This window comes from Pontibacillus marinus BH030004 = DSM 16465 (assembly GCF_000425225.1).
Taxonomy (GTDB): Bacteria; Bacillota; Bacilli; order Bacillales; family BH030062; genus Pontibacillus; species Pontibacillus marinus.
Genome location: NZ_AULJ01000077.1, coordinates 1 through 13,833, shown reverse-complemented (window position 1 = coordinate 13,833; position 13,833 = coordinate 1). Strand labels below are relative to the sequence as shown.

At 38.5% G+C, this 13,833-nt stretch carries 12 protein-coding genes and 1 rRNA gene; 9 read left to right on the top strand and 4 right to left on the bottom strand.

What is annotated here, in order from left to right; all coding sequences use genetic code 11:
* Window positions 1-457: 457 nt before the first annotated feature.
* Together ntdP and H514_RS0114600 are read left to right on the top strand one after the other, a co-directional pair.
* Window positions 458-988 (top strand): nucleoside tri-diphosphate phosphatase, encoded by a 531-nt coding sequence (gene ntdP, locus H514_RS0114605; RefSeq protein ID WP_027447633.1) that lies wholly within the window; start codon window positions 458-460, stop codon window positions 986-988.
* Window positions 989-1,084: 96 nt separating this feature from the next.
* On the top strand, window positions 1,085-2,854 hold the full coding sequence (locus H514_RS0114600) for an ABC transporter ATP-binding protein (RefSeq protein ID WP_027447632.1): 1,770 nt from the start codon (window positions 1,085-1,087) through the stop codon (window positions 2,852-2,854).
* A 349-nt stretch (window positions 2,855-3,203) separates the two neighbouring features.
* On the opposite strand, the gene H514_RS0114595 is transcribed toward H514_RS0114600, so the two are convergent.
* Window positions 3,204-4,286 carry an FUSC family protein gene (locus tag H514_RS0114595; RefSeq protein ID WP_027447631.1) on the bottom strand — a complete coding sequence of 361 codons (1,083 nt, stop codon included), beginning with the start codon at window positions 4,284-4,286 and terminating at the stop codon, window positions 3,204-3,206.
* Between the two features lie 267 nt (window positions 4,287-4,553).
* On the bottom strand, window positions 4,554-5,849 hold the full coding sequence (locus H514_RS0114590) for a glutamate-1-semialdehyde 2,1-aminomutase (RefSeq protein WP_027447630.1): 1,296 nt from the start codon (window positions 5,847-5,849) through the stop codon (window positions 4,554-4,556).
* A 150-nt stretch (window positions 5,850-5,999) separates the two neighbouring features.
* On the opposite strand from H514_RS0114590, the gene H514_RS0114585 reads away from it, so the two are divergent.
* Both H514_RS0114585 and bcp read left to right on the top strand, forming a co-directional pair.
* The gene (locus H514_RS0114585) at window positions 6,000-6,395 is read left to right on the top strand and encodes a potassium channel family protein (RefSeq protein WP_027447629.1); all 396 of its coding nucleotides are present in this window, start codon (window positions 6,000-6,002) and stop codon (window positions 6,393-6,395) included.
* Window positions 6,396-6,775: 380 nt separating this feature from the next.
* Entirely contained in the window at window positions 6,776-7,246 is a 471-nt protein-coding gene (bcp, locus tag H514_RS0114580; RefSeq protein ID WP_027447628.1) for a thioredoxin-dependent thiol peroxidase, read from the top strand.
* A 64-nt stretch (window positions 7,247-7,310) separates the two neighbouring features.
* Here the strand turns inward: bcp and abc-f are convergent, their stop codons facing one another.
* Window positions 7,311-8,903: a ribosomal protection-like ABC-F family protein gene (gene abc-f, locus H514_RS0114575; RefSeq protein WP_027447627.1), complete on the bottom strand. Its 1,593-nt coding sequence runs from the start codon at window positions 8,901-8,903 to the stop codon at window positions 7,311-7,313.
* Between the two features lie 596 nt (window positions 8,904-9,499).
* Here abc-f and H514_RS0114570 point away from each other — a divergent pair.
* From H514_RS0114570 to perR, 3 genes are all read left to right on the top strand, one after another.
* A complete protein-coding gene (locus H514_RS0114570) occupies window positions 9,500-10,450 on the top strand; it encodes a D-2-hydroxyacid dehydrogenase (RefSeq protein ID WP_027447626.1) in 951 nt (316 codons plus the stop codon).
* 2 nt (window positions 10,451-10,452) lie between these two features.
* Window positions 10,453-11,010 carry a cob(I)yrinic acid a,c-diamide adenosyltransferase gene (locus H514_RS0114565; protein ID WP_027447625.1) on the top strand — a complete coding sequence of 186 codons (558 nt, stop codon included), beginning with the start codon at window positions 10,453-10,455 and terminating at the stop codon, window positions 11,008-11,010.
* Window positions 11,011-11,218: 208 nt separating this feature from the next.
* Window positions 11,219-11,662, top strand: a complete 444-nt coding sequence (gene perR / locus H514_RS0114560; protein WP_027447624.1) for a peroxide-responsive transcriptional repressor PerR — start codon at window positions 11,219-11,221, stop codon at window positions 11,660-11,662.
* A gap of 180 nt (window positions 11,663-11,842) precedes the next feature.
* Here the strand turns inward: perR and H514_RS0114555 are convergent, their stop codons facing one another.
* The gene (locus H514_RS0114555) at window positions 11,843-12,217 is read right to left on the bottom strand and encodes a YgzB family protein (RefSeq protein ID WP_027447623.1); all 375 of its coding nucleotides are present in this window, start codon (window positions 12,215-12,217) and stop codon (window positions 11,843-11,845) included.
* A gap of 129 nt (window positions 12,218-12,346) precedes the next feature.
* On the opposite strand from H514_RS0114555, the gene H514_RS0114550 reads away from it, so the two are divergent.
* Together H514_RS0114550 and H514_RS0114545 are read left to right on the top strand one after the other, a co-directional pair.
* Entirely contained in the window at window positions 12,347-13,222 is an 876-nt protein-coding gene (locus H514_RS0114550; protein WP_027447622.1) for a nucleotidyltransferase-like protein, read from the top strand.
* Between the two features lie 408 nt (window positions 13,223-13,630).
* Window positions 13,631-13,833: ribosomal RNA gene (locus tag H514_RS0114545) — 16S ribosomal RNA — on the top strand; the annotation flags it as partial.

Genomic DNA, 13,833 nt, shown 5'->3' with positions numbered 1-13,833 from the left:
TCCTATCATGGCAAGGGTCTAAGCAACTTCTCTGACTTTAATTTCCAATAAAGATGAGGTGGGGAAAGCCAAATTATGGTCCGTTAGTTTCCATAATCGCGTGGAGGGAAGGAAACGGCAAACTGTCGTGGTAACAAAGGGAAGACGAGACCCTGCAAGGAGCGTAGCGTATGAGGAGGCTCGGCTTGTCTTCCACAACAGGCTTGCCGTTTCACTGACCGGAACAAATTACTCAACAGCAACGGACTTCTCCCAACCAATATCTCGGAATCAAGTCTTCAACAATCCTGCCATTTAATTGAATAAAGTATTAGTACATATAAAACGAATTTTAGTACAATTAATCCATTCTCTCGCGTTTTTCTCATTTGTATCATTTCCATTTATCCCTTTTAATCGTTATAATAATATGAAGAAATAATATGCAAAGGCTATGTTGAGGAGAAAGGGAGATAGGATGTCAGTCCCAAAGCCAGGTGAACATATACAAATTCATAGCTACAAACACAATGGCCAACTACATCGAGTCTGGGATAGCACAACCATTTTGAAAAGTACTCAAAATGTGATCATCGGTGCGAATGATAAGACGCTAGTTACCGAAAGTGATGGCCGTACATGGATCACTCGAGAACCGGCAATTTGTTATTTTCACTCTAAGTATTGGTTTAATATCATTGGTATGCTTCGAAATGATGGGGTATATTACTATTGTAATATAAGCTCACCATTCGTTTATGATGAGGAAGCATTGAAATATATTGATTACGATTTAGATGTAAAAGTTTTTCCGGATATGACATATATTTTGTTAGATGAAGATGAGTACGAGCAACACCGTAGGGAAATGAATTATCCTACAGTGTTGGACCAGATCCTCAAAAACAATGTAAATCACTTATTACGTTGGGTTCGACAAAGAAAAGGCCCATTTTCACCGGAATTCATCGATCAATGGTATGAACGCTACTTAACGTACTTAACATAGGAGCCTGTTGAAATCCAACAGGCTCCTTGCATGTTCTAAACACAGTAAATAAACATACGAATTCGTGTACTTCTAATGTAGAAAGAGGTGACAGCTATGAGTAACACGAAACGATATATGCAATTTGTTCGACCCTACAAATGGAAAATTGTATTAACCGTTGCTATAGGGATTTTGAAATTTGGTATCCCGTTATTGCTCCCTTTGATTTCAAAGTATGTGATTGATGATATTATTAATGCTGATATGAGTCAGGCTGCGAAAATAGATGAACTACTTTGGATTATGGGAGGAGGTCTTTTGGTTTTCTTAGTCATACGACCTCCAGTAGAATATTTTAGACAATACTTAGCTCAATGGACGGCAAACACGATTTTGTATGATATACGAGGCAAACTGTTTGATCATATACAACGATTGAGTCTCCGTTTTTATTCAAAAACGAAAACAGGTGAAGTGATTTCTCGTGTCATTCATGATGTTGAGCAAACAAAAAACTTTGTCATTACAGGACTCATGAATATCTGGTTGGATATGATTACGATTGTCATCGCAATTGGTATTATGCTTTATATGGATGTTTGGCTTACAATCGTTTCTATTGCACTCTTTCCTCTATACGGTTTTGCCATTAAGTATTTTTATGGACGGTTGAGAGATCTAACGAAAGAACGTTCTCAAGCTTTGGCTCAAGTTCAAGGTCACTTGCATGAACGTGTGCAAGGAATGCCTGTTGTGAGGAGTTTTGCTTTAGAAGATTATGAACAAGGACAGTTTAATGAACAAAATCGAAACTTCCTTGATCGAGCACTGAAACACACAAGTTGGAATGCCAAAACATTTAGTGTAACATCTACAATTACAGATTTAGCCCCTTTATTAGTCATTACTTTCGCGGGGTATCAGGTGATTACGGGGAATATCCAGGTCGGTACGATGGTAGCGTTTATTGGGTACATGGAACGTGTGTATAGCCCATTACGTCGTCTGGTAAACTCCTCCACTGTGTTAACGCAATCTCTAGCATCGATGGATCGTGTTTTTGAATTTATGGATGAAAAATACGATATCAAGGATAAAAAAGGTGCTGAAAAACTTAACAGTGTCTATGGTGATGTTACTTTTGATAACGTATCCTTCCGTTATGATGAGGATGAACCGCTTGTTCTGGAAGACTTATCCCTAGATGTGAGGAAAGGGGAAACAATTGCCCTTGTTGGTATGAGTGGAGGAGGAAAATCCACTCTTGTCAGCCTGATTCCGCGTTTTTATGATGTGGAAAAAGGGAGCATAAAAATTGATGGAAAAGATATTCGAGATGTAGAGGCGCGTTCTCTTAGAGATAAGATAGGTATGGTGCTCCAGGATAATATCTTGTTCAGTGATTCTATTCGCATGAACATAAAGATGGGCAACCCTGATGCTACGGATGAAGATATGATCGCCGCTGCAAAACAAGCCAATGCTCATGACTTTATCATGGGGCTCCCAAACGGTTATGACACTCTTGTAGGCGAGCGTGGCGTGAAACTTTCGGGTGGTCAAAAACAACGTGTCGCTATTGCACGGGTATTTTTGAAAAACCCACCACTGTTGATTTTAGATGAGGCTACCTCTGCACTTGACTTAGAGAGCGAGAACCTTATTCAAGAAGCCATGGAAAAATTAGCTGCGGACCGCACAACATTTATCGTTGCGCACCGTTTATCTACGATCACCCATGCTGACCGCATTGTATTAATTGAAGACGGTCAAATCAAAGAAGCGGGGAGCCACCAAGAACTGATGAAGAAACAAGGTGGATATTATAATTTATATCAAGTTCAACAGCTTGATGACTCAAATCCTGAATACTTGGGCACGTAAGAAAAAACCACACTCCTAAATGAGTGTGGTTTTTGTGTAAAGAAAGTATAAGTTGTAGCTCTTAGCTGTCTAGCTCCAGCGCCCAGCAACGAAGGGACTTCCCTCGCCTCCGTTCGATAAGTCAACATCAAATTGCTTCACAATTTGTGTTTCCTTTACACATTTAGTGATATGAAATTTTAACAAAGAAGGAATTCGACGTAGTTAAATTTTCTAGGTAAAAGTACCACGGCAACTAAGCTTCTGTCTGCGCCTGTCGGCTTGCCAATCAGCAAGTTTAGTTAATCTCACTACGGGCTCAGTCCAGTCCCTTCGTTGCTAAATGGGCTCTTGCGCCTTTCTAACAGTATTATTTTGCAGTTGGCTTCTGCTTCTTACCGACATTAATTTGTTCTGCGCCGTGATAATGCTGATAGGTTGTGACTAGTTTTTGCAAACGCATTAACTGATGGTGATAGTCCATCAACCTCGTAGCTAAAGGTAAGAACATTAGCTGTTCTTTTTCATCTTCCCCTTTTTCATAAAATTGAATTAAGTATTCAACTAGTGTAGGGATATCTGGAGTTCCGGACTCTTCGATTGGATCTTTTTCTGGTCGGATTCGTCCCATCAAAGATAAAATGATTTTTTCATGAGCATGAATGGTTTTATCAAGTTCTGTAATTAAGGTATGACGGAACTCTTCAGGTACTTTGTCCAATTCATTTTCAAGCTTGGAAAACGTTTTTAACACATCGAAGCTTTTACGAGTTGTTGCCATTAAATGTCGAAATAAGATCAACTTACGCGCCTTTCGGAAACGGCGTTTTTTAAAGTAAGTTCGTTCTTCCTGATAAAGACTGTACGTGTGATCCACATTCATCAATTCACTATCAATTCGTTCGATCTCTTCTCGCAAAGCTGGGCGATCGGATAGGTGACGAGTTGTAATACGTAGCCATTGTAAAATGTCTGATGTATTTCGATCGATAGCTGAAAAGAGCTTTGTCTCATATTTAGGTGGAAGAAACACCAAGTTTACGATAAAGGATGAAAAAATTCCGATCATCAGTGAAGAAAATCGAAGTATCGTAAACTGAAAAAATGGCATGTCCGTTGTTTCCATAATGGCGATAACGGCCACTAGTGCAAGTAGGACAGTATTCTCATTCATATTAAATTTGATACAGAGTGCAATAACGATCACAATCGTGAAACCAATAATAAATGGATCTTTCCCTAATGTTAAAACGACAATAATAGCGCTTAAGGCACCGATTATATTTGCCTGAACTTGTTCAATTATAGACTGTACAGAACGATAAATTGACGGCTGAATAGAGAATAGGGCCGTCATCCCTGCAATGATTGAGCTAGAGCCAATCAAATAAGATACATATAGGGCGAGGGCTACTGCTAGTCCTGTTTTAATCATCCGTGCACCGAGTTTCATAAAAAAACCTTCCTTCATCTTATACAAACAGATGTATTATATCTTAATCTTAGTCAAATAAGTAGTAGAAAATCACAAATTTCCAAACAAAGTGAATCCCTATTCGAATTATTTCTGAATCTAATTAAAAATACCCCCATACAAGTTGAGGTTAAACAAGATTTTGTTGATATGTAATAATTTAACAATGCATTTCATCTAAAGGTAACCTTTCATAAAAAGCCTCGCAAAAATTTACTTTGCGAGGCTGCATGGGTAGATGTATATTTACTCGTTAGCTAATGGTTTAAATGATTTTTCTACTGCTCTCAATGTTTCGTCTATATCTTCATCCGTATGAGCGATTGTTAGGAACCACGCTTCGAATTTAGATGGGGCTAGGTTGATGCCTTCTTTTAACATCAAGTGGAAGAATTTTGCGAACATCTCACCATCAGTGGCATCTGCTTGATCGTAGTTTTCTACTTCATCTTCTGTAAAGTAAACGGTAAGGGCTCCTTTTAAGCGGTTTACTTTGACAGGGAGTTTGTACGTCTCGGCATGGTTTAGGATGCCATTTTCAAGTTTTTCTCCGAGTCTATCAAGTTTTTCATAGGTTCCTTCTTGTTGTAAAACCTCTAAACAAGCAATACCCGCAGAAATAGAGGCTGGGTTACCTGCCATCGTTCCAGCTTGATATGCAGGTCCTAATGGTGCAACTTGTTCCATAATATCAACACGTCCACCGTAAGCACCGATTGGTAAACCTCCTCCAATAATTTTACCGAGAGCTGTCATATCTGGTTCTACACCAACAAGATCTTGGGCACTGCCGTATGTGAAGCGGAATGCAGTTATAACCTCATCATAAATAACAAGAGCACCTGCGTCATGTGCTAAGTCATTAACTTGTTGTAAGAATCCAGGTTTTGGTTCTACAATACCGAAGTTACCAACAATCGGTTCAACGAGTACTGCTGCTACATCGTCACCATACTTATCTAACGCTTCTTTGTAAGATTCGATCTCATTAAATGGAACGGTGATGACTTCTTTCGCCATGGAAGTTGGGATCCCGGCTGAATCTGGCGTTCCAAGTGTTGCGGGTCCAGAACCAGCTGCTACAAGGACGAGGTCGGAGTGGCCATGGTAACATCCAGCAAATTTAATCACCTTTGTTCTATTTGTATAAGCACGGGCTACGCGGATCGTTGTCATGACAGCTTCAGTCCCTGAGTTTACAAAGCGGACCTTTTCCATAGAAGGGATTGCGTCTTTTAGCATTTTGGCGAAGCGGTTTTCTAGTACGGTTGGGGTTCCGTATAAAACACCATTATATGCGGACTTAGCGATGGCCTCAGCGATATGAGGGTGAGCGTGTCCGGTGATGATTGGACCGTATGCAGCTAAATAATCGATATAACGATTTCCGTCTACATCCCAAAAGTAAGCACCTTCACCTTTTTCCATAAATATAGGAGTTCCGCCACCTACTCCTTTATAGGCGCGGGAAGGGGAGTTAACTCCCCCGACTATATGTTCTTCTGCATCTTTATATAATTCTTCGGATTTATTCCAATTCATATATTAACCTCCAGATAAGCACTTATTGTCCAGGGTTCATTCTAACATATATCAAAACTCTAGGCGCATAGGACAAGAAGTGATAAAGAAATCATATTCCATAATCGATTTTCGTATTTATAAGGGAAGAGGTAGGAATGGGGGAGGAATATGATATGGCTTTTTCTATTGCTTATTTTCCTAGTGCTTGGAATGTGTTTGTGGGGTTTTTTTAGACAGAACCACTATGAGCGCCAATATTTTTCTGTCCAGCACTTTTATACATTAGTTCTGGTTTACTTTATTGTCATGATAGGGTTTGGACTCCTCTATTTTGTTCTTTCTTCACAGGGGTGGAGTATTCTGCAGGACGACTTATTGCGAAGGGATTCTGTCTTAGACCGTATGGCGCATTCGATTTATTTTAGTGGGGTTACGTTAATGACGGTAGGGTATGGGGATATTACGCCGATTGGAATTGGACGAGTTATAGCATTAAGTGAAGCACTGATTGGATATATTTTGCCTGCTGCGTTCTTTGTACAATTGATACAAGATAAACGCTGATCTCCTTTTAGAAGCAAAGAGTAATAGTTATAGCTCACAGATGTCTAGCTCCAGCGCCCAGCTACGAAGGGAGTTCCCTCGCCTCCGTTCGATAAGTCAACATCGATTCGCAAGCTCATCGTGTTTCCTATACACATTTGTGACATGAAATTTTAACAAAGGAGAAATTCGACGTAGTTAAAATTTCTAGGTGAAAGTACCACGGCAACTAAGCTTCTGTCTGCGCCTGTCGGCTTGCCAATCAGCAAGTTTGGTTAATCTTACTACGGGCTCAGTCCACTCCCTTCGTAGCTAAACGGGCGCTTGCGCTTTTCTTATGAGTTGTAAGATAGTCAAACTTTGGTTACGCTTATAGAAGATCATTTTCAGGAGGGATTGGCATGACCATTGAATTAGGAAAACCAGCACCAGATTTCGAATTACAAGCAAGTAATGGGGAGAATGTAAAGCTGTCAGACTTTCGCGGAAAGAATGTCGTTCTTTATTTTTATCCAAAAGATATGACTCCAGGTTGTACAACGGAAGCTTGTGATTTTCGTGATAATCATGAAAGCTTTGCAGAATTGGATGCAGTCATTTTAGGAGTAAGTCCAGACCCTGTTGATCGTCATAAAAAGTTTATTGATAAACATGACTTGCCGTTTTTATTACTTGCAGATGAGAATCATAGTGTTGCAGAGGAATATGATGTATGGAAACTGAAGAAAAACTTTGGGAAAGAATACATGGGCATTGAACGCTCTACTTTCGTTATTGATAAAGAGGGCAATCTTGTGAATGAATGGCGTAAGGTTCGAGTGAAAGGCCATGTTGAAGAAGCGTTAGAATACATTAAAGAGAATTTATCTTAAGAAAGAAAGGCCCTGGCTACAAATGCCAGGGCCTTTTTAATAGAGGATAAATAAAAATCGTGCACTATTGTTTACGTAGTTTTTGAATTTTGTTTAACGTGTCTTGGTACTCATGCTCAAGCTTTTGCACATCATCTTTTTGGTCAGGTAAACTTAACCGGCTGATGATCTCGGTTAGTTTATTCTCCAAAGCCATTAGGTCGTAGGTTTCCTCATCCACTTCTCTTGGCTGTTCAAGGCTCGTTTGCCAAGCTGTTAAGTTCCCATTAAAAGAAGTGATGGTATGGTTTTCTAAAATCCATAAGTGGTCTGCTGTTTCATTCACAAAGCGACGGTCGTGAGAAACAAACAACACCGTTCCGGGGTAATCTTGAATGAGTTTCTCTAAAGCAGAAATAGCTTCTAGGTCTAGGTGATTGGTCGGTTCATCTAAAACCAACACATTGTAGTCCCCGGTTAATAGACGTGCTAAAGCTGTTTTTACACGCTCGCCACCGCTTAAGACGCCGATTCTTTTATGAACATCTTCTTCAAAAAAGCGCAATCGTCCTAAGATAATACGAACCACATGTTGAGGGAGGGGGCTATTTTCTTGAACGTATTGCAAGATAGTTTTGTCCTCTGGTAAATGAGCAAGCTCTTGCTCAAATAATCCGATATTTGCTTGTTTGGTAAGCTCTATATTGTCTCCTAAAGTAAGCAGTTGTTTAATAAGTGTGGTTTTACCACTACCGTTTGCTCCAATTAGTGCTGTTTTTGATCCTGTTCTGAGCTTTAGTGAATCGGCTTGAAATAGAAGATGCCCATTCACTGATTTTTGTATCTTTTTAGCCGTCAAAACTTGCTTTTTGTGAATAGGGGTCGCAAGTGTATAGTCCATTTTAATGTCATCCCATTCAAAAGGTTTATCCACCTTTTCCAGTCGTTCAATTCGATCCTCGATGACTTTAGATACACGTTCAACTTTTTTCTGTTTTCCTGCAGCTTTGTTTTTATGAAGCTGCCATTCTGAACTACTCATTCGAGCAGGTGGCTTTCGCATACCTTGAGCTTGCTGTTCTTTTTGTCTCATACGCTCGATTAAGCGTTTCTTTTCTTTTACATATTTATCGTGTTCTGCATATTGTTGTTCTACTTTGCGTAGCTTCGCTTGTTCGAAGTCACTGAAATTGCCTTTATAAGATGTAATCTTGCCATTTTCAAGCTCCCATATCCTTGAACATACTTGATCGAGTAAGGTTCGATCGTGGGATACGATTAGAACAGCACCCTTGAAGTTATTAAGTCGCTTCTCGAGTTCCTCAATGTGTTGCCAGTCTAAATTATTAGTAGGCTCATCTAAAAGAAGGAGGTCATTATTCTGTTGAAAAATTTCATCTAATTTTGACATCGTTATTTCTCCGCCACTTAGATGGTGCCATTCTTTATCATCAATATCTGTATTTAATTGCTTGAAGTAACCAACAGATCCGTACCATTCAACAGTAGGTTCGTCATCTGTTTGTCCGAGTAAATATTCTAGCAATAGGGATTTTCCTTCACCGTTTTTACCAATCATTCCGATGCGATCGCCACTATGAATGCTGAATTGATCCATATTTAATAATGTTCGGTCGCCAATAGTGTATTTTATATTTAAAGCATGCATGATTCTCATAAAAAAACCTCCATGGATTCGCTCCAAAGAGTAGGTATTTTCGGCATATGAATGCAAATAGACAAATAAAGCTATAACGTCTAAGGGATCCTGTGCACAATGCGTCTATTAAAAGTAGACATACCTATCCTATCTGGAACGAGTCGTTTCCGTTTCATGTTCATGATAAAACTCGCCTCTCAAACATAGGATTAGTACTTCATTGCGCTAAACTTCAGTCCCTTCTAATATATTCCTTTTTATTATATGCAAGCGTCTTTAAATTAGCAACTGATTTGAGCGGGGGTTATTTAAAATACTTTACGTGTAATAAATAAACATATTGCTTGTATGAGTTGATCTCACGAGCCTAATTCTATAAATTAAATCAAAACTAGGTTATGGTCCATACCGATTAAGGCTAAGGAGCGTATATTACATCATGAGACCAACCTCCCCTTACAACAAGAACGGTTATTACGCGATGAAGATGCCTTCATCGCCTTTTTTTGTTCATTTGGTGAATTACGACCTATGAGAGCACCTCATTTCTGGGAATCTGAATAAAAAAAAGATAAAATAGAGATAAGTAGTCGTACCTTATAGGAGGTTTATACATGTACGTATTAACGTCGTGCAAAATAAGAAGAGATTTAAGAGAACAATTAGCTTCAGCAAACCCATCTATTACATATCAGTTTTGTACCAGTATAGAAGAAGCTGAAGAATACCTTCCTAAAGCTGATGTTTTACTTACATATGGGGAAGACTTGGACGAGGAGAAGGTTGAGCGGGCAAAAAATCTTAAGTGGATTATGGTTCTTTCTGCTGGAATCGATCAGATGCCGTTTAACAAAATAGAAGAAAAGGGAATAATCGTAACAAATTCTAAAGGAATTCATAAGACACCAATGGCTGAATATGCAATATCGATGTTACTACAGGTTTGTCGTCAGGCTAAAACCATTATCGATCAAGAAAGGTCCCATGATTGGGATCGATCTGTGAAAATGACTGAAATTAGCGGGAAAACTATGCTTGTAGCTGGTACAGGTGCGATAGGTCAGGAAGTTGCTCGGCTAGCAAAAGCTTTTCATATGCGTACGATTGGTGTTTCGAGGAGTGGCAAACCAAAAGAATTTTTTGATGAAGTTTATGTTGAGAATGAAGGCTTAAAATTCGTTGGAGATGCCGACTTTATCGTTGCGGTATTGCCTAGTACTCCGGAAACGAAAGACTTCTTTAAGAAAGAACATTTTAAACAGATGAAATCTACATCCATCTTTCTAAACATGGGGAGAGGAGATGTAGTGGATAGTACTGTGCTGTTGGAAGCTCTTCAAGATAGAGAAATGGCACATGCAGTCTTAGATGTTTTTGATAAAGAGCCCCTCCCAGAAGCTCATCCGTTCTGGGAAATGCCAAATGTCACTGTTACGCCACATATTTCAGGGATTTCACCAGAGTATCAACCTAGGGCTCTTGATATCTATAAAAAGAACTTAGAAATGTTTCTTCAGAATAAAAATAATTATATAAATCTTATAGATCCTAGAAAGGGGTATTAATCATGAAGATTTACACACGATCTGGAGATAAAGGATCAACCTCACTCATTTATGGTGACCGCGTTCCAAAGAATGACCTTCGTGTAGAGGCATACGGAACTTGTGATGAAGCGAATTCAATGATTGGGATGGCATTGAGTCATCTTCGTAAAGAAGACTGGGACGGTAAAGAAGAATTTTGTGATGTAATGCATCATGTACAGACCGTTTTATTCCATGTTGGGGCAGAGCTTGCTACACCTAAAGGGAAAGAAGTTAAGTGGCAATTAACACAGAACCATATTGATGTGTTGGAGAAGAAGATCGATGAATGGGATGCAGAATTAAAAACACTTGATAACTTTATTTTACCCTCAGGTCATGAAGCTTCTGCTACCCTTCATGTGGCAAGAACAATTGCTAGAAGAGCTGAACGTACAGCTGTAGTATTAAAAGATGACTTAAATAATGAATTAGTGTTAAATTATCTGAACCGTTTATCAGATTTCTTATTTGTTGCTGCCCGTTTTGTAAATGAGAAAACAGGTGGTAAAGAAACACCATTACGTGCAGATGTGTAAAATGTGGTAACTTTAGCCGTAGAGTGGGCTCAATATTGACAATAAGTTTTTAAAAGGGTTACACTATTTATAAAGATTTTAATCTAATAATATTCTTTATTTAAGAAGTGAATCGTGTATATCTTTTCAAGTTTATGTTTTAAACTATACTATAGTTTAGAATAATAATAAGTCTTCTTAAACCCTTTTGAAAGCGAGGTGCATGACGGTGTCAGATCATAGACTAAAAGAGGCCTTAGATACTTTGAAAGGTTCTGGCGTACGTATTACACCACAACGTCATGCGGTGCTTGAGTATCTAATTAACTCGATGTCACACCCAACTGCTGATGAAATTTATAAGTCTTTAGAAAGTAAATTTCCAAATATGAGTGTTGCTACGGTTTATAATAACCTAAGAGTATTTCGGGAGATCGGGCTTGTGCGTGAGTTAACATATGGTGATTCATCAAGCCGTTTTGATTGCAATACTACGGATCACTATCATGCTATTTGTGATCATTGTGGCAAAATTGTAGACTTTCATTATCCTTCGCTCGATGAAGTCGAATCCTTAGCTGAACAAGTTACAGGTTTTGACGTAAGTAATCACCGTATGGAAGTTTACGGTACTTGTGAGGAATGCAAGGATAAAGAAACCCAAAAACATTAAGTAGCTGGAAGCCAACATGGGCTTTCAGCTTTTTTTAGTTTATAAGGTTTACCTATAGTTTAGTAAGGATAATTATGCTGTAACGTTTCATACTTTTTACTCGTCCAATAAAACAAAAATTAGTCAGTAAAAAACACTACTTTCCCGAGTTTCGGTTGAAGTAGTGTTTTAATAACAATATTATTGTTGCTCTTGTTGTTCCTTTTGGTATTGTTTTGAATTGTAATTTTCGTCAAATTCTTTACCTTCTAAGTCCTTGTCCAACGTTAATGGTTCGTTACAATGCATGCACGCATCAACACGCCCTAAAATCTTTGTTGGTTTGTTACAGTTAGGGCATACAACCTGGATGGTCTTTGTAGAAAGCATTCCAATCCAAAAATAAATTAATGTACTAAGAACTACTGACAATAAACCAAGAATCATGAAGATGCTCATTAACCACACGATTTCTTTGAAGAAAATCCCTAGGTACATAATACCGAATCCTACAAAGACTAAGCTAAGGGCAAAGGTGCGTATTTTATTTATTTTACTTGAGTACTTTAAACCCAATTCTTTCCCTCCTAACCATTCTACAAGGTAGTATAGCATAAAATATCGGGAGGAAAGGAATATAGAAAAAAGGATTTTTTAAGAAAATGTCGAAATAAACATTATTCTAAATATGGAGGATATGTGTATATGGAAGATGTGTTGCGTCCTATATATCAGGAACGTGCCAGTCAAAAAAATACATTAGGTATTTTAATAATAGAAAAGAAACGTCCGGTTAGTCCTGTAACGGATAATTTTGATGTAATCTTACTAATAATAGTTCGAGAAGCGGAACAGCCATGGTTTGTTAAGCATTATGAGTTTGAGGGTAAAAATGCAGCCATGCATATTGTAGAAGAGAAACAATTAAAGGAATGGGTCGATACAAGTTCCTACAGAAGAGCTGTTGAATGGCTGATTGAAGGCCAAGTAATTTTTGATCGTAATGAATATGTTATGTCTTTAAAAGAAGAATTGAGAAACTTCCCACAAGAGAAGCGCGATTTAAAGATGACAATAGAATTTGCGAAACTGATCCGGAGTTATAGTGAATGTAAAGATTTATATGAAGCAGAACAATATATGGATGCCTTTAGTCGAATGGTTCATTCCCTTCACTACTTGGCACGATTATCAGTGATCGAGAAAGGCTTCCATCCTGAAGTGACCGTTTGGAATCAGGTGAAGCGAATCGAACCAGAGGTTTATAAACTTCATCAAGAGCTAAGCAAAAGTTCAGAAACCTTAGATAAACGAGTTCAACTTATGCTCTTAGCTGCTGAGTTTGCGATTAATTCTAGAACTCTAACTTGTACGAAACATTTAATACATGTCATGGGTGCAAAAGACGAACCTTGGTCATATGGGGAGTTAATGGTGCATCCAGAAGTACAGCCTTATTCATTAGATCTCGGGGCGCTGTTGGAGTTTCTTGTTGATAAAGAAATCATTGAATCTGTTCAAGTTGAAACGAAAGGGAAGAGGATCTTCCATAGAAAATATCAGTTAAGAAAGAATGATTAAGTAGTAAAGGGCACTTGATTTCACTCTATTTTAAAAAGGGGGTTGAATCAGGTGCTTATTTCTTATATTATTATTAAGCGTCGGAAAGGCAAAGCAAGCAATAACAAATTTGGTTAAAAAAATTAATAAAAGTTATTGACTGTGTTTTGTTAGGGTGATATATTATTACTTGTCGCATTGAGAGCGGCCACGCAAAACATTCGAAAGAAACAAGCCAAACAAACTTTTTAAAAAAGTTATTGACTCGCTTTCGGATAAATGATATATTAATTAAGTCGCTGTTTTGAGGCGACGAAATAAAAGAAACACCATTTGATCCTTGAAAACTGAACGAAACGACATGTTACGTCAATGAATTACTTTTTATTTTTTTAAAAGCCAGACATCATTTTGATGCAAAGGCGAACTCTTATGGAGAGTTTGATCTTGGCTCAGGACGAACGCTGGCGGCGTGCCTAATACATGCAAGTCGAGCGCGTGAAACAACATGATCCCTTCGGGGTGATTGTTGTGGATCGAGCGGCGGACGGGTGAGTAACACGTGGGTAACCTACCTGAGAGATCGGGATAACCCCGGGAAACCGGGGCTAATACCGAATAATCGTTGGAAC

What these genes read in the sequence shown, in the direction of transcription:
- ntdP (WP_027447633.1), top strand. Translation starts at nt 458, where the DNA reads ATGTCAGTCCCAAAGCCAGGTGAACATATACAAATTCATAGCTACAAA.
- H514_RS0114600 (WP_027447632.1), top strand. Translation starts at nt 1,085, where the DNA reads ATGAGTAACACGAAACGATATATGCAATTTGTTCGACCCTACAAATGG.
- H514_RS0114595 (WP_027447631.1), bottom strand. Translation starts at nt 4,286, where the DNA reads ATGAAACTCGGTGCACGGATGATTAAAACAGGACTAGCAGTAGCCCTC.
- H514_RS0114590 (WP_027447630.1), bottom strand. Translation starts at nt 5,849, where the DNA reads ATGAATTGGAATAAATCCGAAGAATTATATAAAGATGCAGAAGAACAT.
- H514_RS0114585 (WP_027447629.1), top strand. Translation starts at nt 6,000, where the DNA reads ATGATATGGCTTTTTCTATTGCTTATTTTCCTAGTGCTTGGAATGTGT.
- bcp (WP_027447628.1), top strand. Translation starts at nt 6,776, where the DNA reads ATGACCATTGAATTAGGAAAACCAGCACCAGATTTCGAATTACAAGCA.
- abc-f (WP_027447627.1), bottom strand. Translation starts at nt 8,903, where the DNA reads ATGAGAATCATGCATGCTTTAAATATAAAATACACTATTGGCGACCGA.
- H514_RS0114570 (WP_027447626.1), top strand. Translation starts at nt 9,500, where the DNA reads ATGTACGTATTAACGTCGTGCAAAATAAGAAGAGATTTAAGAGAACAA.
- H514_RS0114565 (WP_027447625.1), top strand. Translation starts at nt 10,453, where the DNA reads ATGAAGATTTACACACGATCTGGAGATAAAGGATCAACCTCACTCATT.
- H514_RS0114550 (WP_027447622.1), top strand. Translation starts at nt 12,347, where the DNA reads ATGGAAGATGTGTTGCGTCCTATATATCAGGAACGTGCCAGTCAAAAA.